The 23,706-nt window shown below is 41.9% G+C and carries 21 protein-coding genes and 1 pseudogene; 12 read left to right on the forward strand and 10 right to left on the reverse strand.

Going from position 1 to position 23,706, the window contains the following annotated elements:
• Window positions 1-71: 71 nt before the first annotated feature.
• Both efeO and efeB read left to right on the forward strand, forming a co-directional pair.
• On the forward strand, window positions 72-1,262 hold the full coding sequence (efeO, locus tag V7K38_RS22470) for an iron uptake system protein EfeO (RefSeq protein WP_334860796.1): 1,191 nt from the start codon (window positions 72-74) through the stop codon (window positions 1,260-1,262).
• Window positions 1,263-1,292: 30 nt separating this feature from the next.
• Window positions 1,293-2,552, forward strand: coding sequence for an iron uptake transporter deferrochelatase/peroxidase subunit (efeB, locus tag V7K38_RS22475; protein ID WP_334860798.1), 1,260 nt, complete (start codon window positions 1,293-1,295; stop codon window positions 2,550-2,552).
• Here efeB and recN read toward each other — a convergent pair.
• Together recN and V7K38_RS22485 are read right to left on the reverse strand one after the other, a co-directional pair.
• Window positions 2,549-4,297 carry a DNA repair protein RecN gene (gene recN, locus V7K38_RS22480; RefSeq protein WP_334861041.1) on the reverse strand — a complete coding sequence of 583 codons (1,749 nt, stop codon included), beginning with the start codon at window positions 4,295-4,297 and terminating at the stop codon, window positions 2,549-2,551. The genes efeB and recN overlap by 4 nt on opposite strands.
• 220 nt (window positions 4,298-4,517) lie before the next feature.
• Window positions 4,518-4,685: a hypothetical protein gene (locus V7K38_RS22485; protein ID WP_334860800.1), complete on the reverse strand. Its 168-nt coding sequence runs from the start codon at window positions 4,683-4,685 to the stop codon at window positions 4,518-4,520.
• Between V7K38_RS22485 and V7K38_RS22490 the strand changes: the two genes are divergently transcribed.
• Window positions 4,684-6,675 carry an ABC1 kinase family protein gene (locus V7K38_RS22490; protein WP_334860802.1) on the forward strand — a complete coding sequence of 664 codons (1,992 nt, stop codon included), beginning with the start codon at window positions 4,684-4,686 and terminating at the stop codon, window positions 6,673-6,675. The two genes, V7K38_RS22485 and V7K38_RS22490, sit on opposite strands and share 2 nt — an antisense overlap.
• A gap of 31 nt (window positions 6,676-6,706) precedes the next feature.
• On the opposite strand, the gene cysC is transcribed toward V7K38_RS22490, so the two are convergent.
• The 3 genes from cysC to V7K38_RS22505 all read right to left on the reverse strand — a co-directional run bounded on the left by cysC (window position 6,707) and on the right by V7K38_RS22505 (window position 11,221).
• Window positions 6,707-7,261 (reverse strand): adenylyl-sulfate kinase, encoded by a 555-nt coding sequence (gene cysC, locus V7K38_RS22495; protein ID WP_334860804.1) that lies wholly within the window; start codon window positions 7,259-7,261, stop codon window positions 6,707-6,709.
• Between the two features lie 353 nt (window positions 7,262-7,614).
• Entirely contained in the window at window positions 7,615-8,049 is a 435-nt protein-coding gene (locus V7K38_RS22500) for a hypothetical protein (protein WP_334861043.1), read from the reverse strand.
• Window positions 8,050-8,236: 187 nt separating this feature from the next.
• Window positions 8,237-11,221, reverse strand: coding sequence for a valine--tRNA ligase (locus V7K38_RS22505; RefSeq protein ID WP_334860806.1), 2,985 nt, complete (start codon window positions 11,219-11,221; stop codon window positions 8,237-8,239).
• Between the two features lie 58 nt (window positions 11,222-11,279).
• Here V7K38_RS22505 and V7K38_RS22510 point away from each other — a divergent pair.
• The 3 genes and pseudogenes from V7K38_RS22510 (at window position 11,280) to V7K38_RS22520 (ending at window position 13,971) form a co-directional block, all read left to right on the forward strand.
• A pseudogene (locus tag V7K38_RS22510) lies at window positions 11,280-11,688 on the forward strand (GxxExxY protein).
• Between the two features lie 46 nt (window positions 11,689-11,734).
• Window positions 11,735-13,000: an MFS transporter gene (locus tag V7K38_RS22515; protein WP_334860808.1), complete on the forward strand. Its 1,266-nt coding sequence runs from the start codon at window positions 11,735-11,737 to the stop codon at window positions 12,998-13,000.
• A 14-nt stretch (window positions 13,001-13,014) separates the two neighbouring features.
• Entirely contained in the window at window positions 13,015-13,971 is a 957-nt protein-coding gene (locus V7K38_RS22520; RefSeq protein WP_334860810.1) for an N-acetylglucosamine kinase, read from the forward strand.
• A 24-nt stretch (window positions 13,972-13,995) separates the two neighbouring features.
• On the opposite strand, the gene V7K38_RS22525 is transcribed toward V7K38_RS22520, so the two are convergent.
• The gene (locus V7K38_RS22525; RefSeq protein WP_334860812.1) at window positions 13,996-14,736 is read right to left on the reverse strand and encodes a dienelactone hydrolase family protein; all 741 of its coding nucleotides are present in this window, start codon (window positions 14,734-14,736) and stop codon (window positions 13,996-13,998) included.
• A gap of 184 nt (window positions 14,737-14,920) precedes the next feature.
• On the opposite strand from V7K38_RS22525, the gene V7K38_RS22530 reads away from it, so the two are divergent.
• The gene (locus V7K38_RS22530; RefSeq protein WP_334860814.1) at window positions 14,921-16,558 is read left to right on the forward strand and encodes an McrB family protein; all 1,638 of its coding nucleotides are present in this window, start codon (window positions 14,921-14,923) and stop codon (window positions 16,556-16,558) included.
• Window positions 16,549-17,766 carry an McrC family protein gene (locus V7K38_RS22535; RefSeq protein WP_334860816.1) on the forward strand — a complete coding sequence of 406 codons (1,218 nt, stop codon included), beginning with the start codon at window positions 16,549-16,551 and terminating at the stop codon, window positions 17,764-17,766. Before V7K38_RS22530 ends, V7K38_RS22535 begins: the two co-directional genes overlap by 10 nt.
• A 161-nt stretch (window positions 17,767-17,927) precedes the next feature.
• Here V7K38_RS22535 and V7K38_RS22540 read toward each other — a convergent pair whose 3' ends face one another.
• Window positions 17,928-19,211, reverse strand: coding sequence for an FGGY-family carbohydrate kinase (locus V7K38_RS22540; RefSeq protein WP_334860818.1), 1,284 nt, complete (start codon window positions 19,209-19,211; stop codon window positions 17,928-17,930).
• A gap of 200 nt (window positions 19,212-19,411) precedes the next feature.
• Between V7K38_RS22540 and psaM the strand changes: the two genes are divergently transcribed.
• Both psaM and V7K38_RS22550 read left to right on the forward strand, forming a co-directional pair.
• Window positions 19,412-19,501 carry a photosystem I reaction center subunit XII gene (gene psaM / locus V7K38_RS22545; RefSeq protein WP_040630342.1) on the forward strand — a complete coding sequence of 30 codons (90 nt, stop codon included), beginning with the start codon at window positions 19,412-19,414 and terminating at the stop codon, window positions 19,499-19,501.
• Between the two features lie 253 nt (window positions 19,502-19,754).
• Window positions 19,755-20,165, forward strand: a complete 411-nt coding sequence (locus V7K38_RS22550; RefSeq protein ID WP_334860820.1) for a hypothetical protein — start codon at window positions 19,755-19,757, stop codon at window positions 20,163-20,165.
• Window positions 20,166-20,364: 199 nt separating this feature from the next.
• Here V7K38_RS22550 and V7K38_RS22555 read toward each other — a convergent pair whose 3' ends face one another.
• The gene (locus V7K38_RS22555) at window positions 20,365-21,090 is read right to left on the reverse strand and encodes a tetratricopeptide repeat protein (RefSeq protein WP_334860822.1); all 726 of its coding nucleotides are present in this window, start codon (window positions 21,088-21,090) and stop codon (window positions 20,365-20,367) included.
• Between the two features lie 496 nt (window positions 21,091-21,586).
• On the opposite strand from V7K38_RS22555, the gene V7K38_RS22560 reads away from it, so the two are divergent.
• Window positions 21,587-22,051, forward strand: a complete 465-nt coding sequence (locus V7K38_RS22560; RefSeq protein ID WP_334860824.1) for a hypothetical protein — start codon at window positions 21,587-21,589, stop codon at window positions 22,049-22,051.
• A 6-nt stretch (window positions 22,052-22,057) separates the two neighbouring features.
• Window positions 22,058-22,615: a glutathione S-transferase family protein gene (locus V7K38_RS22565; RefSeq protein ID WP_334860826.1), complete on the forward strand. Its 558-nt coding sequence runs from the start codon at window positions 22,058-22,060 to the stop codon at window positions 22,613-22,615.
• A gap of 56 nt (window positions 22,616-22,671) precedes the next feature.
• On the opposite strand, the gene V7K38_RS22570 is transcribed toward V7K38_RS22565, so the two are convergent.
• Together V7K38_RS22570 and V7K38_RS22575 are read right to left on the reverse strand one after the other, a co-directional pair.
• Window positions 22,672-23,163, reverse strand: a complete 492-nt coding sequence (locus V7K38_RS22570; RefSeq protein WP_334860829.1) for a YajQ family cyclic di-GMP-binding protein — start codon at window positions 23,161-23,163, stop codon at window positions 22,672-22,674.
• A 113-nt stretch (window positions 23,164-23,276) separates the two neighbouring features.
• Window positions 23,277-23,675 (reverse strand): MAPEG family protein, encoded by a 399-nt coding sequence (locus tag V7K38_RS22575; RefSeq protein ID WP_334860831.1) that lies wholly within the window; start codon window positions 23,673-23,675, stop codon window positions 23,277-23,279.
• Window positions 23,676-23,706 lie beyond the last annotated feature (31 nt).

Consider the following 23,706-nt stretch of genomic DNA (forward strand, 5'->3'; position numbering starts at 1 on the left):
ATATTTCAACTAGTGGCTTATTTTGGCCTTGCTGTAGTAGCTAGTTCAATAATTTTTAGGAAGATATAACAATGAAAAAATTTTTAAAGCGCTCAACAATTATCTGTTTGATTGCCTTGACAGTAGCTGCGTGTGAATCGAATAAATCAAATGATCCTTTGGGAAGTAATTCTCCAGAAGCGAAAGTAGCTAGTGATACTTCTACTAGCAATTCTGCCGAAACTGCTTTGACTGTAACAGATAAAGGTTGCGAACCTAATCAGCTGACACTGACATCTGGACAAAACAGCTTTGTAATTACGAACAAAAGCAGTCAACCTTTGGAGTGGGAAATTTTGTCTGGGGTAAAAGTCATTGAGGAACGGGAAAATATTGCTCCTGGTTTCGTTCAAAGACTCAAGACTAATCTAGAAGCAGGTGAGTATGACATGGCTTGCGGTTTACGCAGCAATCCCAAAGGAAAACTTACAGTGAAAGCAGGAGTTGGAGATTCTCAAGCCAAAGGAACTGTAGATCAAAGTAAATTAGTCGGTGCGATCGCAGAATACAAAGTCTACGTCACTAAAGAAACTGACCATCTTGTGGCAGATAACAAGACTTTCACAGATGCCGTGATTGCTGGCAACCTTGCTAAAGCTCAGAAACTTTATGCCTCTACCCATGTTCACTGGGAACGTGCAGAACCAATAGCTGAATTGTTCTCCGACCTCGATAAAACGATGGATTCCCGTGCTGATGACTTTGCAAAAAAAGAGGCCGATCCAGCATTCACTGGATACCATCGCCTAGAGAAAGCTTTATTCCAGGACAAAACTACAAAAGGGATGAAACCTTTTGCCGAAAAACTACAGAAAGATGGACTGGAACTACAAAAGCGTATTGCTACCTTGACCATTGAACCGAAAAATATGGTTGGCGGTGCTGCTGGCTTGATTGAAGAAGTGGCTGCTACCAAAATTTCTGGGGAAGAAGACCGTTACAGCCATACTGACCTATGGGACTTCAGCGCTAACGTCGAGGGTTCTCAAAAGATTGTGGAGTTATTGCGTCCCGTCATCCAAAAAGCTAACCCAGATTTACTAGCGCGGGTGGATGCTAACTTTACCAAAGTTAATCAAGGACTTGCTAAATATAAAACCCCTGATGGTGGTTTTGCTACCTACGACAAAGTGAGTGACGCAGACAAAAAAGACATGAAAACAGCGATCGCTGCTCTTTCTGAAGATTTGTCTCAACTGCGCGGCACTTTGGGCGTTAATTAAATTTTTGCATAATTCCCAGAAAAGTAAATTATGTCTAGTTCGGAACCACCAAGTTTACGGATTACTCCCCGAATCAGCCGTCGTGACTTGCTCATTGGCATGGCAGCAGCCGGTGGAATAGCAGCATTGACCAGTTTGGGTTATCGCACTCTTTCGGAAAGTGCTGAAGACTCATCGGAAGAGACTGTGCCATTTTTTGGTATTCACCAAGCAGGTATTATTACCCCTGTGCCGGCTTCTGCCCTGATGGTTGCATTTGACACAACAGCTAAAACCAAAGCGGATTTGGTGCGGTTGTTTCAAACCTTGAGCGATCGCATTCAGTTTCTCATGGCAGGGGGAACACCCAAGCTCCGCGACCCCAAATTTCCACCCAATGATTCGGGAATTCTTGGGTCTGTAGTGGTTCCCGATAATCTCACCATCACCCTAGCAGTGGGTGAGTCGCTTTTCGATAACCGTTTTGGACTTGGCAACTTGAAACCCAAACGGTTAAACACCATGCCAGGTTTTCCCAATGACCAACTCGACCCGGATTTGTGTCATGGGGATATGCTGCTACAATTTTGTGCCAACACAGAAGAAGCGAACATCCATGCTTTGCGGGATATTATCAAGAATTTGCCTGACTTGCTAACTCTGCGTTGGCAAATAGAGGGTTTTCTACCACCCAATACTCATAAAAAGCTTGGCAAAACCACAGTGCGAAATCTACTTGGTTTTAAAGATGGCACAGCAAATTTAGATGCTAGCGATGATAAATTGATGAACCGGATTGTTTGGGTAAAGCCAAACAACGGCGAACCAGCTTGGACAGCAGGGGGAAGCTATCAAGTGGTGCGGGTAATTCGTAACTTAGTCGAACGCTGGGATCGGACACCACTACAGGAGCAACAGACGATTATTGGACGCAGCAAGGATTCTGGCGCACCCTTGGGGATGAATCACGAGAAAGATATTCCCGATTATGCTCAAGATCCCAAAGGTAAACAAATTCCTTTAGATGCCCATATCCGCCTTGCTAATCCCCGAAAATCAGAATTGGGTTTGATTCTGCGGCGTGGTTTCAACTATTCACGCGGGTTTGACAAATCTGGACATTTAGATATGGGTTTGTTGTTTGTCTGTTTTCAGGCTGATTTAGAAAAGGGCTTTGTGACGGTGCAAAATCGCTTAAGTGGGGAACCTTTGGAGGAGTATATTCGCCCTATTGGTGGTGGATATTTCTTCGCTTTACCTGGTGTCAAAGCTGAAAGAGGTTATCTCGGTCAGTCATTACTAGAAGCTTAATTTTTAATTTTTTGACGGTGGTTAGCAGCTTGCAATAACAGAGATTCGGCAAAAGCGATCGCATCACTTGCAGATTTACCACCAGCTAACTGCGCTAATTCTTCCCGGCGTGTGGTTAAATTATCCAAGGTAGTAACTCTCACAACGGTACGCTGTTCAGCATTTTCATTGTTAGCTTTTTTACCTTTACCTTGATTAATAGTCTGCTTATCCACGCGGAAATGGCGATCGGCCATTGCTGCAACTAAAGGCTGGTGGGTAACACACAATACTTGGTTGCGTTGACTTAGCTGGTGTAATTTTTCCGCGATCGCTTGGGCGACTCTTCCCGAAACCCCGACATCAATTTCATCAAATACCATCGTCCCAGCCACATCAACCTGAGAAAAACAAGCTTTCAGCGCCAGTAAAAAGCGGCTCATTTCCCCACCAGAAGCAACTTCCGTTAAAGGTTGCAGTGGTTCTCCAGGGTTGGAACTAAATGTAAAGGTAATTTTATCTGCTCCCATAGCAGTGGGGAAAGCAGGTACTATCTCAACCAGAAACTTCACCTTTTCCATCGCTAGGGGCTTGAGTTCAGCTATCAAACGAGATTCTAAATTAGCAGCCGCCTTACTCCGCAGTTGAGTTAACTGATTAGTTGCTTGGGTGAGTTTTTCAAAACACGCCTTTTCTTGCTGTTCTAGCTTTTCAATCGATTGTTCGCTATCGTTAAGTTCGGCTAATTCCCCTAGGATGCGTTGGTAATAAGCGATCGCTTCGGTAAGTGTCGGCCCATACTTACGGCAAATTTGCTTTAATTCCTGAACCCGTTCTTCCACCTCTTCCAATCGCTGTGGATCGGCTTCCAAAGCATCCCCATAAGCATTAATTTGTCTTCCCACTTCCATTACCGCAGCTTGCGCGTCCCTAACCAACTCCAACAGGTGTTGTAGTTGGGTATCATACTCCACCATGTCATTTAATGTCGCTTCACTGTCTCCCAGTAAATCTGTGGCGGCTGGCGTTTCACGATCGTTTTGATACAAAGCCTGATAAACCTTGTAACTCATTTGTTGCAAATCAACGACATGATTCAAGCGTTCCCGTTCTTGTCCCAACTGTTCCAATTCATTAACTTCGCACAGATTGGCTGCTCCCAATTCCTGGACTTGATAAGTGAGCAAGTCGAGTTGTTGCAACCGTTCACGTTCCGATGTCCGGCGTTTTTCTAGCGCTAAATGCGCCTGTTGGTAAGTAGTGAAATTCGTGGCGACTTTATGGCGCTGCTGCATTAGAGAGTCGCCACCATATAAATCCAGCCAGTCGCGGACTTGGGCAGATTGTCCTACTTGTACAGTTTGACCTTGGGCTGTAATTTCCACCAAGCGATCGCGCATTCCTCCCATAATCTGCCGATTTACCAACACACCATTTACCCGCGATCGACTGCGGATATTACTAGTACTGGCTGTGATTTCTCGGCTAATGACTACGGAATGTTCATCAAGCAAATCTATTTCTTGTTCGGTCAACCAAGCAGCTAGGGGAGCATTTGAGGTGAAAGTAGCTTCTACCATCGCCCGACTTGTCCCCGTGCGAATGACTCGACTAGAGACTTTACCGCCCAAAGCGGCATCAATAGCATCCAAAATAATCGATTTTCCAGCGCCGGTTTCACCTGTGAGCACATTTAATCCCGCGCCAAATTCCAATTCCAGTTGGTCAATTAAGGCAAAGTTTTCAATTCGCAGGCAAAGCAACATCAAGCCAAATTCTCCATAAGGGCAGATGCCGAATACTTCTAATTTACAGGACAATAAGTATAATTTTTCAGCAACTAGCAATACCTAATACTATTGAACTAGTATGCCCGTTTAAGTGTAGCAAACCTTTGGCGAATGGGGAATGGGGAATGGGGAATGGGGACTGGGGACTGGGGACTGGGGACTGGGGACTGAAGAATGAGGAACATGGGTAAGAGTTCTATTGATTATCGCTCAATGCCCAATGCCCAATTCCCAATTCCCAATGCCCAATGCCCAATGCCCAATGCCCAATTCCCAATTCCCAATTCCCAATTCCCAATTCCCAATTCGTAAAGATATTGTTACAATACTTAATGTGATCGTTCTGACTGGTGGCCTTCTTCATGATTGTTAAGACACTTCCCCCTAGTTCCCGACCGATTCAGGAGGACAGTCGCAACGGCACTAATAGCCGAGGCGAACTGGACGTTATAGATATAGTGCCAGAAGAAAATGGTACATCAAGCTTAGTTGTACGTTCGCCAAGACTCTTAGCTGCCCAAAAGGTGAGGACAGATGCTCAACCTGAGACGCTTTACGATCCTGTGAGCATAGCGGCGCACTACCAAAATAGACCCCTGCAAGTTTTAGGACGGATTTTCGCCGTGTTGGGGCCGACTTTCTCCTTTGTTTTTGGGTTGTGGTCGGATAATAAACGGGGAATTGTCGTCAAAAATGATCGCCGCAGAGCCACTCAACTACGAGAATTGCTGACCAAACTGGGGCCTGCTTACATCAAAATTGGCCAAGCTTTGTCCACCAGACCAGATTTAGTTCCTACCGTATTCTTAGAAGAATTAACTAAGCTACAAGACCAATTACCACCTTTTCCCAACGAACTTGCTTACCAGTTTATCCAGGAAGAACTAGGCGCACCTCCAGAAGAGGTTTACGCCGAACTCTCCGCCCAGCCAATTGCTGCGGCTTCCTTGGGACAAGTATATAAAGGTAAGCTAAAAACAGGTGAAGAAGTCGCAGTAAAAGTTCAACGCCCTGACTTAAGAGAGCGGATCGCTATTGATTTGTATATATTGCGTAACATCGCCGCTTGGGTACAGAAAAAAGTCAAACGGGTAAGAAGTGACTTAGTTGGGATTCTCGATGAATTAGGCGATCGCATCTTTGAAGAGATGGACTATATTCATGAGGGGGAAAACGCCGAAAGATTTTTTGAATTATACGGTCACATAAAAGACATTTACGTACCGAAAATTTATTGGGAATATACCAATCGTCGCGTGTTGACGATGGAATGGATTGATGGTATTAAATTAACCCAGACAGCAGAAATTAGCGCCCAAGGCATAGATGCTCGTTATCTAATTGAAGTGGGTGTCCAATGTTCTTTGCGCCAGTTGCTAGAACATGGATTTTTCCACGCCGATCCCCACCCTGGTAATCTATTAGCAACACCAGATGGCAAATTAGCTTATCTTGACTTCGGAATGATGAGCGAGATTAAGCCACTACAGCGTTATGGTTTAATTGAAGCGATCGTCCATGTCGTCAACCGCGACTTTGAAGGGTTAGCAAAAGACTACGTTAAATTAGACTTTTTATCACCAGAAACCGATTTAACACCGATTATCCCAGCTTTTGCCAGAGTCTTTGCTGATGCCCAAGGAGCCAGCGTTGCCGACCTTAACATTAAAAGCATCACCGATGAACTATCGGCTTTGATGTATGAGTATCCTTTCCGCGTACCGCCTTACTACGCCTTAATTATTCGTTCTCTCGTTACCCTCGAAGGGATTGCAATATTTATAGATCCCAACTTTAAAGTCCTCAACGAAGCTTATCCTTACGTTTCCAAACGCCTGTTAACAGACCCAGCACCGCAATTAAGAGCATCATTGCAAGATTTGCTATTTAAAGATGGAAGATTTCGCTGGAATCGCTTAGAGAATTTGTTACGTAATGCGCGTAATAGTCAAGACTACGATTTCAATTTAGTGCTAAATCAGGGGATAGAATTTCTGTCATCTGAACGCGGTGCTTTTATTCGTGACAAGCTAGTAGATGAATCTGTTAATGGAATTGATGCTTTAAGTAAAAATGTTTTGCATAACTTCACCTCGTTGTTACGCGAACGTGTTGGATTGACAGCAGTTAATGAAACTCCAGCAGCGACAGTTGAGCAACAACAAACTTTAGAGCATATCAAACATATCTTAGGTATTCTACAAGAAACACAAGGCTTTGATCCAATACAATTTGCGCCCCGAGTTGCCCAATTATTGGTCAATTCAGATGTACAACGCTTAGGTCAACAAATTGCCAGCCGCTTCACGCAAAAAGCTGTAGCTAGGTTAATTCGGCAATTATTGGCATCTTAGTAAGAGTTATGAGTTAAAAACTTTCTTTAACTCATAACTCATTAACATTAGAAACTATGTAACCCAACTCTTCCAGCTTTTCTAAAACCTTAGTTGCACTTTGGACAACGCTTTCTTGGTTAGTCTTACATTCGACTTCAGGACGGAGTGGTATTTCATAAGGTGCGTCAATACCAGTGAAGTGCTTAATCTCCCCCGCTCTGGCTTTTTTATATAACCCTTTAACGTCTCGCTGTTCACAAACTTCTAATGATGCATTGACATAAACTTCAATAAAACATGGAATATTTTGGCGCAATTCTTGCCGAATTTCGCGGTAAGGTGAAATGACCGAAACCAATACAATGACATTATTTCTGGCAAGAAGATGAGCGACAAATCCAATGCGGCGAATATTTTCTTCTCGATCTTCTTTACTGAAACCCAACCCTTTGCATAGATTCTGACGTACCGCATCACCATCCAGAACTTCAACTTTGTATCCCTGTTTCCGTAGTTCCTTTTCCACGAATTGACAGATAGTAGTTTTCCCTGCACCACTTAGACCGGTGAACCACACTGTCACACCACGCTGTTGTTGTCTCATGCTACCTCCGTAGTACACTTCAAATCGCACACCGCAAAAAAGCTTTTTTGAGATAATTTTAGATAAAGTAGTAATTCTATAGGACTTACGCACTGTACAAATTAATCATCGGATGAATTTACCAAAATAGGTCGTTTCAGACTTTGATTAATCGTTCTTTGATACCCGCACTGTAGGGGTTTAGCAATGCTAAACCCCTACGATAAATGTGGTTTTTTCTATCATCCATATTTGGTATTTTCTGTCAATGGGTAAGTCCTATTTCAATACCTTTGCCAAAAATAAAGGTAGTCTAACTTTTGCCAAATAACCTAACACAAGAGCTTGCAATACTTCTTAAGCAAAACGTACTTTTAACTTTCCTCTTGGGGATAATCGTTTCTCTCGCGTTTGAGGCTTTCTTCTAAGGCTTGAATTTGTTCACGACGAGCTTCCAATTCTAAAGAACGTCGCGCTAAGTCTTGATTTTGTAACGTCAGGGATTGTCGCCAATGTTCTGCTCGCTCGGCTTCGTCCTGCAAAAATTCGGGGGTAATGCCAATGGTGAGGTAGTTTTCTACTAGATGGAGTACCCAGTTGGTAGCGTCTTCTATTCTTTCAATGTCGCCAGTAGGAGAAAGTTCTACTAAAACAAGCAAGTTCTCACTAATAATTTTTCCCTTTCCTAATAGAATGAAAGCCTCTTCTGGAATTATCGCCCACAAGTTATCAGCTTCTTGACGCGCTAATAAGCGTAACTGGTGCTGGTTTAAAAAATCGTTTTTACGCACCTGGGCTAGATATAGCATGAGGGTCGCTTCGCTCCAATTCAAAATTCAAAATTCAAAATTCAAAATTCAAAATTCAAAATTCAAAATTAATAAAAAAAATAACTGCCAGCATTTATATTTGGATTTTGTTAATTGGTAATGGGTAATTGGGAATTATTGATACTCCATTACCCATTACAGTTATCCTAAGCTACGCTGGCGATCGCTACAACAACGCCTTAAGGCGATCGCGCAAAATTTCCGCTTGTTTCTGTGCTTCTGTTAAGGAGTCCCGCGCTGCTTGCACTACATCAGCAGGTGCTTGTTCAACAAACTTAGCATTGCTTAATCTAGCATGTAGCCCGCTAATTTCTGCTTCTACCTTGTTCAGGCGTTTTTGTAGTTTGGCACTAACTGCTTCGACATCTACCACACCTGCAAGAGGAATTAGGACTTGGACTGTACCAATCACACCAGCGATCGCATTTTCTGGTTCTTGTGGTTGTTCTAATTCTCTCTGTGGGAAAAACCGTCCCCATAACTTTTGTCTCGCTTCAGCAGTGAGCAAATTTTGGCTAACAAACCAAGCTGTGTAACCAAAACCAACCATTTCAAAGAAAGTTCCGATGATGGGAATATCATCAATGGCATTTCCCACAGCCAACCCCAATCTACCAAAGACAATGGCGACGATAATTAAGCCGATTGTCTTCAAACCGCTCTGAGGTTTTTTAGCAGCAACAGTTTGGCTTTTTTCCTTGTCAGTAATGGTTAAAGTCTCAACCTTAGCCAAATCTTTAATATAAGACTGTCCAGCAGTGAGAATTTCTCGCTCCTTCTGGCTTTCAGTTTGCAAATTCGCTGTTACTTTCACCCCTGGTTTAATATCCGCTTCCGCCCGTAAATTCCGAATTGTGCGGATAGTAGCAATCAGCAATTCAAACTGTTCTTCTAAAGCTAGATCAATTAAGTTTGCATCTATCTGGGGATATAGTTGCAATGGTAAAGTTTGCAGTGAATCTGGCGGTTGTTGAGTGAGAGTTTGCCAAATTTCCTCGGTAATATGAGGCATGAAAGGGTGAAGCAGTTTCATAATCCCTTCCAATATGTAGCCGAGGGTTTGCTGTGCTACCCGCCGCGATACTGGATCGGCATCTGCTTGCAGTCTGGATTTTGCTAGTTCAATATACTGATCGCAGAAATCACCCCAGAAGAATTCGTAGAGTCCTTTTGCTGCTTCCCCTAAACCATAATTATCGATGTAATTGGTGGTTTGTTTGACAACTTGATGATAGCGCGAGATGATCCAGCGATCGCTCAATTCGGTAGCGACTGGGTTCCCCAATTGTTGCGGTGTTTGTCCATCCAAATTCATCATCACAAATCGGGCAGCATTCCACAACTTATTAGCAAAGTTGCGGGATGCCTCTACAGATGCCGATTCATCCTTTTTGCGATCGTATTCCAAGCGGATATCTTGTCCCGCACCAGCCACTTCCCTAATTAGGGTATACCGCAGGGCATCAGTGCCATATTTGTCAATTAATAACAAAGGGTCAATGCCATTACCTTTGGTCTTAGACATCTTCTGACCTTTTTCATCCAGCACCAGCCCGTGGATGTAAACCGTTTGGAAAGGCATTTGTCCTGTAAGATGCCCAGCCATCATTGTCATTCTAGCTACCCAAAAAAAGATGATGTCAAAGCCTGTTACCAAAGTAGTAGTCGGGTAGTAAGTTGTTAAATCTTGAGTTTGTTCCGGCCAGCCCAAAGTCGAAAACGGCCATAGTCCAGAAGAAAACCAAGTATCTAGTACATCTGGGTCTTGTTCAAGCTGGACATTTTCACCAAATTGTGATTTGGCTTTCTCCCAAGCTTCGGTTTCCGATTTTGCCACCACAAAGGGCGTGTTATCGGTAATTTGTCCACCCGTTTCACTGATGGCGTACCAAGCCGGAATTTGGTGTCCCCACCATAATTGGCGAGAGATACACCAATCTTTGAGTTTTACTAGCCAATCACGATAGACCTTAGTCCAACGTTGGGGGACAAACTCTGGGGAAGTTTGTTGGTCGAGGAATTCGAGAGTGTTGTCAGCTAGAGGGCGAATTTTGACGAACCATTGAGTTGAGAGGAGGGGTTCAATAGGTACTTTACCGCGATCGCTGTAGGGAACGGTATGTTTATAATCTTCTATCTTCACCAAAAAGCCATCTGCTTCTAGGCGAGAAACCACATTCTTTCTAGCAACAAAGCGGTCTTGTCCTTGAAACTCCCCGGCGTTGGCGTTGAGAGTGCCGTCTTTGTTCATAATATTAATTAACGGCAGATTGTGACGCTTACCCATGTCAAAATCGTTGGGGTCATGGGCGGGAGTCACCTTCACGCAACCTGTGCCGAAAGTGGGGTCAACAAATTCATCGCCAATGATCGGAATTTCTCGTTGTAAAATAGGCAGAGTTAGAGTTTTGCCAATGAGATGTTTGTAGCGATCGTCATTGGGATTAACTGCTACAGCCGTATCACCCAGCATCGTTTCTGGTCGAGTTGTCGCCACCTCTACAAAACCGGAACCATCGGTGAGAGGATAGCGGAAATGCCAGAGATTGCCATTAACTTCTTGATTTTCCACTTCCACATCAGACACAGCCGATTGGGAAGCTGGACACCAGTTAACTAAATATTCACCACGATAAATTAAGCCTTCCTCGAAGAGGCGAGTAAATGCCTCCACAACAGCTTTGGATAAACCCTCATCCAGGGTAAATCTTTCCCGTGACCAGTCTACCGAGACACCCAAGCGTCGTAGCTGATTCAGAATCGTTCCCTCAGACTCCGCTTTCCATTGCCAAGCGCGTTCTAGGAACTTCTCGCGCCCCAATTCGTAGCGAGTCTTACCCTCTTTTTTGAGTTGCTTTTCCAGCATACTATGCACAGCAATACTGGCGTGGTCAGTTCCGGGTAGCCATAGGGTATTGCGGCCTTGCATCCGGTGGTAGCGCACGAGGGTATCAATTAAGGCACTTTCAAAGGCGTGACCCATGTGTAAGCTGCCGGTGACGTTGGGCGGCGGGATGACGATGCAGTAGGGTTCACCGCCTTTGGTGGGGTCAGCTTTGTAAACTTGGTTGTCTTCCCAGAATTTTTGCCACTTGGCTTCGGTGGAAAAGGGGTCGTAGAGACTGGGGAGATTGGGAATGGTTGCGGTCATGCTGGGCAAACTAAGGAAGGACTTTTATAAATTTTGCCATAGGGTTGGGGAGGGATTGATGGAAACGAACCGCAGAGGCGCAGAGAACGCGGAGGGAAGAGAGGTGGGAGAGGAAATGAATCGGCTTACGGGTGAGGTGATTGGGGCGGCGATTGAGGTGCATCGGGTGTTGGGGCCAGGGTTTTTGGAGGCGCTAATTATAGAATTTTTTAGGTGCGGGATACCTCATCTGGTTGAGAAGTCGGTAACAGTCAATTACAAAGGACATGAAGTAGGTAAGGGTAGATTAGATTTTCTGGTTGCTAATTGTCTAATTGTGGAATTAAAAGCTGTCCAAAATTTAGCCCCAATTCACGAAGCCCAAGTCCTCTCATACCTATAAAATGACTAATTACCCCCTAGCCATCCTTATCAACTTTAACGTCCCCCTCCTCAAAGACGGCATCAAACGCATCATCCTCTCTTAATCCCTCTCTGCGCCCTCTGCGCCTCTGCGGTTCGTTCCCCCAACCTATGAAACACCAAACAACCTCCCCCTGGAAATTCATCCCCACCCTATATTTCACCTCCGGCATACCTTACATCATCATCAACACAGTTTCCGTAATCTTCTACAAAAAACTCGGAATCGATAACGCCCAAATTGCTCTTTGGACAAGCTTCCTCTATCTACCTTGGGTCATCAAAATGTTTTGGGCCCCAATCATTGATATTTACTCTACCAAACGCAAATGGATACTCTATACCCAATTTGCCATGTTCTGCTGCTTAAGTTTAATAGCCTTCTCTTTACAACTGCCAAATTTCTTTTTCATCTCCCTCGCAGTATTAACAATAGGAGCATTTATTTCTGCAACTTATGACATTGCCACAGATGGCTTTTACCTCCTCGCTTTATCTCCAGAACAACAAGCGTTTTTTGTCGGCATTCGTTCACTTTGTTATAGACTTGCTGTAATCTTTGGCTCTGGGATATTAGTAGTTTTAGCAGGACATCTTGAAGTATCTCTCAATAATATTCCTTTAAGCTGGACTATTGCTATTGGCTTCTCAGCTTTAATTTTAGCAATCCTGTTTATTTTTCACCGCCTAATTTTACCATTATCTGAATCAGATAACCGACAACAAATACAAGCTATAGAAAATATACCATTTTGGTCAATCATTAGCTCATATTTTGCTCAGGATAAAATTATCAGTATTTTAGCATTTATCTTGCTTTACAGACTTGGTGAAGCAATGCTTGTCAAAATAGCCTCTTTATTTTTATTGGATAAACCAGAAGTAGGAGGCTTAGGGCTATCAACGTCAGATGTTGGCTTAGTCTACGGAACTTTTGGGGTGATATCCCTGATTTGTGGAGGGATTTTAGGAGGCTTATTAATTTCTAAATATGGATTAAAAAAGTCTCTATTCCCTATGGCTTTGGCGTTAAATTTGCCTGATATATTTTATGTATATATGGCTTATGCTAAACCTTCATTAACATTAATATATCCCTTGGTTTCCTTGGAGCAATTTGGCTATGGTTTTGGATTTACAGCTTTTAGTGTTTATTTAATGTATATTTGTCAAGGCGAATATAAAACTTCTCATTTTGCTATCTCTACTGGCATTATGGCTTTAGGAATGATGCTACCGGGTTTAATTAGCGGTTATCTGCAAAAAGCACTAGGTTATCCATTATTTTTTGTCTTGGTCTGCTTGCTTACAATTCCTGGAATGATTGCTATCTTTTTTATTCCTTTAAAAGAAGAACTAAAGCGTCAAAATAATTAATATTATTACAGATAATGGTCTATATCTTAGGAATAGATGGCGGCGGCAGTAAGACTGTTTGTGTCTTGATGGATGATTCGCATCAAGTGTTAGGTCGTGGTGAAGCTGGGCCATCTAATTATCAGAGTATAGGAATAGAAGCAACTTTACAATCTATTCAATCAGCAATTCACGATGCTATTGAGGCAGCAATAATTAGAAATAGTGTGAAGATTGACGCGATATGTTTAGGTTTAGCGGGTGTAGATCGTGCAGCAGATATCGAATTAGTAAAAGATTTAGTTAAAGAATTACAGAATAGCAAATTGCCTATTGTCTGGGCATTGCAACCAGCGAATATCGTAATTTGTAATGATGCTTTAATTGCTTTAGTTGGTGGAATTGGTCAACCTGTAGGAATTGTGGTTGCAGCCGGTACTGGTTCGATAGTTTTCGGACGAAATCATCAGGGGTATACTAAGCGAGTCGGCGGCTGGGGCTATATTTTAGGAGATGAAGGTAGCGCTTATAAAATTGCGATCGCAGCCATGAACGCAGCATTAAAATCTTATGATGGACGGGAAATATCAACGATTTTGCTAGAGGGTTTTAAACAGCACCTTGATTTGGAGAGTATAGAAGATTTAATAGAAGTAATATATCGGCGAGGATGGGGAGTTAAACAGATAGCTGCTTTAGCACCAATTGTAGATTTTGCAGCAGCATCAGGTGATATAGTAGCGAATATCATAATTGACGATGCTGTAAAAGAGTTAGTAAAAGCTACATCTACAGTAATTGATGCTATTTTTAATGCTGACTCAGTTTTAGAAGTAGTCACAACGGGAAGTGTATGGCAAGGTAGATGCAACATCCATGAAAGATTTGCAGCATCTATTGTTAAGAAGTTTCCTAATGTAAACGTGATTTTTCCGAGGTATGAACCTGCTTATGGTGCTGGTTTGTTGGCGTTGCAGACAACTCAAATTTGACGGGCTACTAAATAATAGGAGTTTTCAGTCTGCAAATATGCGCCCCAAGAAAGTTACTATTTCAGACCAAGCTGCGGTGGTAGCGCTAGAATCATAACGATAACCGTCATCGCGCATGAATGTATGTTCTGCTTCATACAAGAAAACTTGGTGAGGTATGTTAGCATTCTCGATTGATCTTATTATGGTTTTGCGATCGCTCTCTGGTATATGAGGATCAAGTGTACCAAACACCATTAGCATCTCACCTTTTATTTCACTTACCCTCTGGATTGTATCAGCTACCTCTTTACCGAGTTTGCCACTAGGAATGCCAGTAGGATAACAGCAGACACAAGCCCGAATTTCGTTTTGAAATGCTGCACGGAATGCTAAATGTCCACCAATACAAAAGCCGAGAGTGCCTATTTGATTTGGAGAAACCGCACTCTCTGTTTTCAGAAATTCAATCACAGCAAGGCAATCGGCATCATAATTAGCTACTGCGGTTCGACGCGCATCGTCATTTCCCCGCATCCTTCCAATATCGTCTGGCTCAATTACTGAACCAATTGGCTCGATTCGGTGAAAAATTTCTGGGGCTGCTACTACATAGCCGTATCCTGCTAAGTAGTTAGCTAGACGAATCATTGCATCACCTAACTGATAAATATCGCTGTAGAACAGAATACCGGGGTATTTTCCTGCTGCTTTAGGAGCCGCAACGTAAACACGCATTAAGCTGCCATCTACTCTTAACTCAACGTTGCGCTTAGTGATTTGCACTTTTTTGTCTCCGTGTTCTGCTTGCTGTCATTAGCTTCTACACTGTAGCGCCGCAGCATCCGGTTACTTTAAACCCACAATTTGGCGTTTTTCTGCCATGATTGATTGCGATCGCCTTAATAGTTAATAAATAAGTATTAAATGTTATAAAGTAATGAATTTTGCTATTTAGATCATCTGTGATATGAATCAAAAAAATATTCTTACTTGGGGTGATGTAGCTTACGCTTCACGAATTGCGACTGGAGGATCAAAGCATGAATGGGAAGCTTTAGAACTGATTTGGCAAGCATGGGAAATAATAATCTACACCGGACTTGCAACTTATTCTAATAAACGTGAGCTTTTGCTAGTAGTTATAAGATTTTTTGCTATTGTAAGTTTTTACCTGGAATTTCTTAATGATTATTATTGGGAATACTATATTAATAATTACAGTAGAGAGTGGCTTAAAGGTATTCACATAACTCATGAGTATAATGAATACATAATCGACTGTGTAGATGGTTTACGCTGCCCTATACTACCGAAATCCGAGCCAAATAATCTACTTTTGTACTTTGTCGATAATGCTTTACAGCAAGTAATGCAAGTACTGATGGATAGCCTAGACAGTGACTCAATGCTATTTAAATCTGTATGGGAAATTAACCACCAGCAGTTTCAAGTAGATGCAGATATATATGAGTTGCAGAGAATGGAAGCTGAACTAATTAGTGAGAGTATATTTTTGGATAAGATCGTCAACTTAGCCGAAATACATGAAATCTATAATCAAAATAATGGATTTATTAGAGATGAAACTGTAATCATAGAAATGTTTTTTTACGAAGATAATACAGACTTCTTTTACGAAGATGATACAGACTTTTTTTACAAAGATAATACAGACGCACAATGGATGAAATGCACAAATAATAAAGATTTTCAGCAATCTCAAGAAGTTATAGATGCTACTAATAAATTTGTGGCTTTTTTTTCCTGTTATCAAATAAACCCTAACTTTTCTATCAAGCAATGCTCTGAAATAATTGGGTTTGATGAAACAGATTTAAAACGGTGGATACGTACAATTAATCGCAAAAAACAGGTAATTTTAAGCGGTTCGCCTGGAACAGGCAAAACCTTCATAGCTGAAAAACTTGCAAAACACTTAATCGGCGGTAGTGATGGTTTTTCGGAACTGGTGCAATTTCATCCAGCATACTCTTATGAAGATTTCATTCAAGGTATCCGTCCTCAAAGCCAAGATGGACAATTAACATACCCTTTGCTTCCTGGCAGTTTTCTAAAATTCTCCAAAGAAGCAGAGTATCATCAAGGAACTTGCGTTTTAATTATTGATGAAATAAACCGCGCTAATCTCGCACAAGTTTTTGGCGAACTAATGTACTTACTTGAGTACCGAGATAGAGAAATTCTATTAGCTGGCGGTAATATGTTTCGCATCCCGAAAAATGTCCGCATTCTTGGCACAATGAACACAGCAGATAGGTCTATCGCCAATATAGATCATGCACTTCGTCGCCGCTTTGCATTTATTGAACTTCGTCCAAATTATGAAGTGCTGAAACGGTATCACCTAAAAACAGGTTTTGGAGTAGAGGGATTAATTGATATTTTAGAGCAATTAAATCAGGCGATCGCAGATAAAAACTACGAAATTGGTATTTCATTCTTTTTAACAGACAACCTACGTGAAGATATAGAAGATATATGGTGTATGGAAATTGAGCCATATTTAGAAGAATACTTTTTCAATCAGCTAGAAAAAGTAAATGAATTTCGCTGGAAGACAATCAAAAATAAACTATGGATATAAACCTAGCACAACTAAAAATTATTGAAATTACAGAATACGAAAATAACTTATTTCTGCGTGATGAAATACCCCATTCAGACGGGGTCGAATTATATGAAAAATACAAAACACAAGTAGATATAGAATTCCCTAGCTATACAACGAGAGAACATTGGAAACTGAAAGCTAAAGGATGGGTAGGTTACATTCCTATAACTCCGGAATTTCATCTAAAAATAAATCCGAAAGTGCCTATCCAAAACCTCTTCGGAATGCTGGAATATGCCTACAAGTTAAAAGGTTTTCGCTTTCTCGAAGGGCTGATGGATTGTGAATCTCTAAAAGATTTTTATAATAATCTAGCTCAGATATTAGCGCATAAAGTTTTAGAGCGATGCCGCAAAGGATTATATCGTACTTACTTGCCTAAAACACAGCAGCTTTCTTATGTGCGGGGAAGGCTAGATGTGCAACAGGTAATTCAAAAGCCGTGGAATGTTAAACTTAAATGCGATTACGAAAAACATACGGCTGATGTTAAAGAAAACCAAATACTGGCATGGACACTTTATATCATTGGTCGTAGCAATTTATGCTCAGAAAGAGTATCACCAACAATACGAAAAGCTTATCATGCTCTACAAGGATTAATAACGCTGCAACCTTGTAGTGCAAAAGATTGTATTAGAAGACAGTACAATCGCCTCAATGAAGACTATCGACTATTACATATTTTATGCCGATTCTTTTTAGAAAATAGTAGTCCCATTCATGAGATGGGAAATTATAAAACCCTACCCTTTCTCGTCGATATGGCATATTTATATGAACTTTTTGTTGCAGAATTGCTTCAGAAAAACGCGCCACAAGGCTATTTTTTCAAACAGCAACATTCAATAAAAATTAGTCAAAATCGACACTTTAGTATAGATATATTACTGTGTGATGCTGCTACTGGCAAAACAATAGCAGTTTTAGATACAAAGTATAAAGTCCCTGAACAGGCAGAAAATATAGATATTCATCAAATGATCAGCTACGCTAACACAACAAAATGCACGCAAGCCTATTTGATATACCCCAAAAATCTGACACAGCCACTAGATATTCAAAGTGATAAAATTCGAGTCCGCAGCCTCACCTTTTGCCTAGATGATAATCTCGATCGCGCAGGTCAAACCTTCTTAAAAAACCTTTTTCTCCTAATCTCTCAGAACTCACACCAATAATTAGTAAAGGGGATAGATGACATTCGCTTGCGGCGAAGCACCCATCCCCGAATAGCTGCCCAGATTGTGAACCTGGTAATCTATAGTCCGGTATCTAATCACCCCAGTATCGTCCGAGATATGTAGATTGTCACTGGGATAGATACTGATTTATAAAATATCTACGAAAAGATAGTTACACAATTACTCCTGTTTAGCCCTTCCATCGCCAACAGCGCCGTCCCGTAAGCCGCTTCTGTATACACTGACGCTACTACAGGAATCTGCAAATAACGCGCTCTAATTGCAGTCCAAGTGTCATTTGCAGCACCACCACCAGCAGTATAAACACGACTTAACTTGTCTGCGCCCTTATGCTGCAACAATTCATACCCTCGCGCTTCTATGCGGGCAATACTTTCTAACAACCCGTGCAGAAATTCTACTGGGTTATTTGGGCGTGGTTCCAATCGTGGGGGGAGATTGGGATCATTAATGGGGAAGCGATCGCCAACCTTCAATAATGGATAATAATCTAACTCGCTGGCAATTGAAGGATCAATCTCACTGCTAAGGCTTTCTAACTCAGCCTTTGTGAAAAATTGCTTCAGTACTGCACCCCCAGTATTAGAAGCACCACCAGTCAGCCACAAATCCCCCAAACGATGGCTGTAAATTCCATATCTGGCATCTTCGACACGGGTGCAACTTAACAACTTTAGTACCAATGTTGAACCAAGGGAAGTTACGGCTTCACCGGGTAATTTTGCACCACTGGCGAGAAAAGCCGCAATACTATCAGTTGTACCTACACACACTAGACAATCACGGCGGAAACCGAATTTATCCGCAATTTCAGGGCGCAATTCGGCAATAGGAGTACCAGGAGTTAAAACTTTGGGTAGCTGAATCGGTATTTGCAACTTTTCTAACCATTCTGGGTATTTCAACTCTTCTACGTCATAACCCAGCTTTAAAGCATTATGGTAATCGCTAATCCCCAACTGTCCATCTAGGAGAAACGCCAGCCAATCTGCTTGATGCAGGAAATATCTAGCTTCACTAAAAGAGGGTAATTGTCTCATCCACAAAAGTTTAGCTAGGCTAGATGTGGCACTTAATACGGTATGATTAGGGGGTGCTATACTCTTCAAATGCTCTAGCACCAATGATCCCCGCGCATCGTTATATAGCAATGGTGCATCTGTTGGGTTGCCAGCAGCATCGACCAGCAAGACGGTGGAAGAAGTCCCATTAATTGCGATCGCTTTAATTTCTCGCCGTAATTGGTCAGGTATTTGTTCCACCAGCACAAACAAAGCCTCTTGCCAGATTTTGGGCGTAACGGCGGCTGATGAGTCTTGGAAGGGATATCGCACCTCAGCCTGAATAGAAGAGGCTTCCTCGTCAATCACTACGCCGCGTGCGCCAGATGTGCCGAAGTCGATACCCAAATACAAATTCATAATTTTTATAAATTTTTTTAATGCAGAATAAATAAAGACTACTGACTAATAACTGCTTTTGTTGCATCTTGTAACAAGATATTCCCCAATCCTGGCAAAACAAGGAAAAGTAGTAAACGAACTGTTCAAAATCTATTCAGGTTAGGAGGTTTTCAGCCATGCCTATCTTAGATACTCTGTACATCGCTCAGATATCTTCCATCTCGGATACTCAAGTCTACATCGCTCTCGTTGTGGCGCTGATTCCAGGAGTTCTAGCTTGGCGATTAGCCACAGAACTTTACAAATAACGCTTCGATGTGACACAGTTGAAAAGCTAATAATCCTGGCAGTACGGGGTGCAATTTCCTTTCTTCTTGTGGCTTTCTGCCATAAGTAACTAGGAAACTGGCACTTACGTAAGCCAGGTTATTTTTTAACTGGTGCAACACTTGTAGCGATTTCAAAAAAATGAAGTAATATGACAGCTAAATCAAGCAGTAATTAGCGCCAGAGCGCTTTTACAGTGCTTCCCTTCACTCAGCGAGGTTATTTTTTAGCATTATGAACGCGATTCAACCCTCCAGACCACCGTTACAACCTATACAAAAACGCCGAGTCATTCCTCGACCAAAGCGGCATCTTCGTCAACGTTCTTACCAGGTGATGGCACTAGAAAGCACAGCCAAGATAGCGGTTAATCTTGTTGTTACAGCCGTTGCAGCATCTGCTTTGGCACAACTTTTGCCTTATCATTCGTTACAGCAAGAAAAGTTGCGAGAAATTAGTACTGAAGTCAAGTTGATGGAAGCACACGTCAATGGTTTGCAAACGGAATTTAGCCGTAACTTCGATCCTCAGCAAACTAGAAGCATTATGCAACAACAAGGATACCGATTCGATCCTAGCCAGCGTCGGGTTGTGGTGATGAATAAGGATCGCCAAGAAGATGCACAGACACAATCATCACCTTAAGCTCAATGGCGAATTTGGGATTAATTTAGGTTTCTTGTGATTTTAGGTACGTAAAAACCGGGTGTTAATTTATATTATTGCTAATAAATAATGGTTAATAGCTAATTTTTGAATAGCTATGTAGTTATCATCTATTAGTAAAATCTAATTCAAAATTTAATCAATTATTTTGAATTTTGAATCCCCTAGTATAACTCATCTACCAAATAGGATGCTCAGGAGATAACAAATCGTTTAGCCAATTTTCGATTTGTAAACGCAAACGAGAACCAGTAACGTCCTTTGTTGTTTTGAGAGAGGGCAGTTGAGTGAGGGCGCGACGGTAATCAGCGATCGCACAATTCCAGTCGCCCCAAAGATGGTAAGTTCTGCCGCGTTCAGCCCAGATATGACCTTCTAGTTGACCGAAAAGCAGTGCTACCTCAAAATTCTCAATTGCCTCTTCATATTGCCCTAAGTCACGCCAGGTAATGCCTCTGTTAATCCACGCCCGGACATGGCAAGGATTAAAATCAATTGCTCGATCGTAGTCGGTAAGTGCTGCTGCTAATTCTCCACTAGCCGCGTAGTAATTTGCCCGGTTATTATAAGCACTAGCCAAATAGGGATTAAGCTTGAGGGCGGTGTTATAATCGGAAAACGCTTTTGGTCTTTCACCACTTTGGAAATAAATTAGCCCCCGATTGTTGTAATCAACGGCATTGTGCGGATGGCGGTAAATTAGTTGGCTTAAAAGTGCGATCGCTTCAGTATAATCTCCTTGTTGAGCCGACTTAAAAGCAAAAGAGCGTAAATCGTTATTCCCTAAAGTAGATGTGCTGCGATCGTTTTTCCTCTGCTCTTGGACTTTATTTGTATTATTTAAAACATATTGATATTGCTTGCTTTGCTGGTCATCGTCAGCTAAAAATGAGTTAATATTCATCTTTCCCTGCCTGAAATCGCTGCTTTGTGAAATTAAATTCTAGTTTTTGATGGGTAGTGGTTTTACCACTGTGTCTATTCTTAAGGTATTTAGGGTTACAAAAAAGCCATCTAAAGAGAGAACTTAACCTAGCCGCACAAGAGAAATCTACGCCTTAAATAAACAATTGCTCCTCAAACCTAATCATGGATACTTGATCCCACAGGTGAATTCCAGAAATAGCAGATGTCAATCTCAAAGACTGGTCAAGTAGTGAGAGCGACAAATTGGTAGAATGCCAACAAGCCGTTCTTTTAAAGATGAGAAAGAAGGTAGAGAGGAGATGAGGTAACAGGGGAAGCAGGGGAAGCAGGGGAAGCAGGGGAAGCAGGGGAAGCAGGGGGAGAAAGAATAAAGAACTAATGCCCCATGCCCAATCCCCAATCCCCAATGCCCAATGCCCAATCCCAATGCCCCAGTATCTAGATTTAATTTTTAAGTTTTGAGAAATTTTCTGATGACAACCGCAATTTCCTATCCCAACGCCCCCGATTTAGCAACCGATGACTACATTGTTATCGGCTTGGCAACCTGCTTCGTCAAAGAAGATGGAGAAGTTTATCAAATTGAAGTTATAGAACCGATTCCTTCTGCGGCTTTAGAAGCGCTTTTAAAGGGCATTCCTACCTCCTATAAGCTGGCTCATGCAACAACTTTGGGATCTGTGTTAGATGGCGATTCACAACTCCTACCAGATGGCTTTCCAGAGTCGGCTCAGTTTGGAGAAGAATTTGTGCCACGAGCATTTGCAGTAGCTCGTACCTACAAGCGTCGTGAATCTGCAAAATCCATGATTCCATTAGGTACAAATTACACTGAATTTAAGTATTCCATTGAGCGCAAACGGGTGCTAAATGCCGCTAGAGTTGTAACGAAAGAAGATAACGTTAAACAGCATTCTCACACTCACAAAGTTCTTTAAGTAATTATGCTCAAACTTTACGGAGGCGCTCGTAGTCGAGCGTCAATTGTTCAATGGTATTTAGAGGAAATCCAAGTTCCTTACGAATTCGTCAAACTCGATATGCAAGCGGGTGAACACCTCAAGCCTGAATATTTGGCGATTAACCCAGTTGGTAAAGTTCCAGCAATTGTTGATGGGGATTTTCAGCTTTGGGAATCTGGAGCAATTTTGCTGTATCTTGCCGAGAAGTACAGTAAAAGTCCACTTTCACTAGAAGAACGTGCTGTATTTTCCCAGTGGGTGTTGTTTGGCAATTCTACCCTAGCTACAGGGATTTTTGTAGAAGCAAATCGGGAGCGAGAAATGCCCCGCTTGTTGAATGTGTTAAATGAAATTTTCAGTAAGCAGCCTTTTTTGCTGGGTAATGAGTTCACTGTTGCTGATGTGGGAGTGGGTTCTATTCTGAGTTATATTCCCATAATGCTGAAGCTAGACCTCAGCGCTTACCCAGAGGTGTTGAACTATATCAAGCAGTTATCTGAGCGTCCGGCATTTCAAAAAAGTATTGGCGGAGGGGCTTAAAATAATTCGTAATTCGTAATTCGTAATTGAAATTTTAACTACGAATTACGAATTTTTTAGCGATAATTTGTAAATTGCAAAGCTACCGGGTAGTCTTCTTGTTTTAGTCGCTGCATAACTTCTTGTAAGTCATCTTTAGATTTGGCAGAAACCCGCACAGCATCACCTTGGATTGAGGCTTGTACTTTTTTGAATTCATCCCGAATCAATTTGGAAATTTGTTTGGCGATTTCTTGACTGATGCCTTTTTTGAGTTTGATTTCTTGACGCACGCGATTACCGCTAGCTGATTCAACTTTGCCAAATTCAAAGATTTTCTGGGAAAGGTTACGCTTGGCGGCTTTTTCTCGCAGGACGGTGTGTACAGAATCTAAGGTAAATTCGCTGTCAGTACTAACGTTAATGCTTTCTTCGACCAACTCAACAGTAGTTTCAGTATCTTTGAGGTCGTAACGACCTTTGATGTCTCGGATAACTTGATCGACAGCATTAACTAACTCTTGTCGGTCAAAGTCGCTCACAATGTCAAAGGAAAATGTAGAAGCCATAAAACATTTTAGATTTTAGATTTTAGATTTTGGATTGGACATTGGTTAGAAAATATTTTCCTAGTCCCCATTCCCCAGTCCCCAGTCCCCATTCCCCAGTCCCCATCCCCCACTTAATTAGTAGCTTGGATGATGCTCAAGAAGATAAGAGTGATAGAGCTAACTATGCCAGTAGCAAACATGAGCGATCGCAAAAGGGGTATATTCAAAATATAAAAAACTGAGTATAGCAAACGAGCTACCACAAAGGCGATCGCAGCTATTTGTGCTGTAGTAGAATTTACACCAGTTACATAAGCCATTAATGCTGCTGCGGCAAATACCATAAAGGCTTCAAAGGTGTTCTGATGTGCCCAAGTCGCTCGTTGGGCATAAGGCGGCAATTTATCAACCATCGCGCGAGGAGTAGCAAGCATTTCCTTGCCAATCCGCACACGGGCATAAGCTACTACCAAAAAAGGCAGGTAAATCAGAACGACAGCAGCAGCGATCGAGTACAAAAAAATTATCATTACTTATTGTTGTTGGTTATTAGTCATGAGT

Source organism: Nostoc sp. (genome assembly GCF_036917465.1).
Lineage (GTDB): Bacteria > Cyanobacteriota > Cyanobacteriia > Cyanobacteriales > Nostocaceae > Nostoc.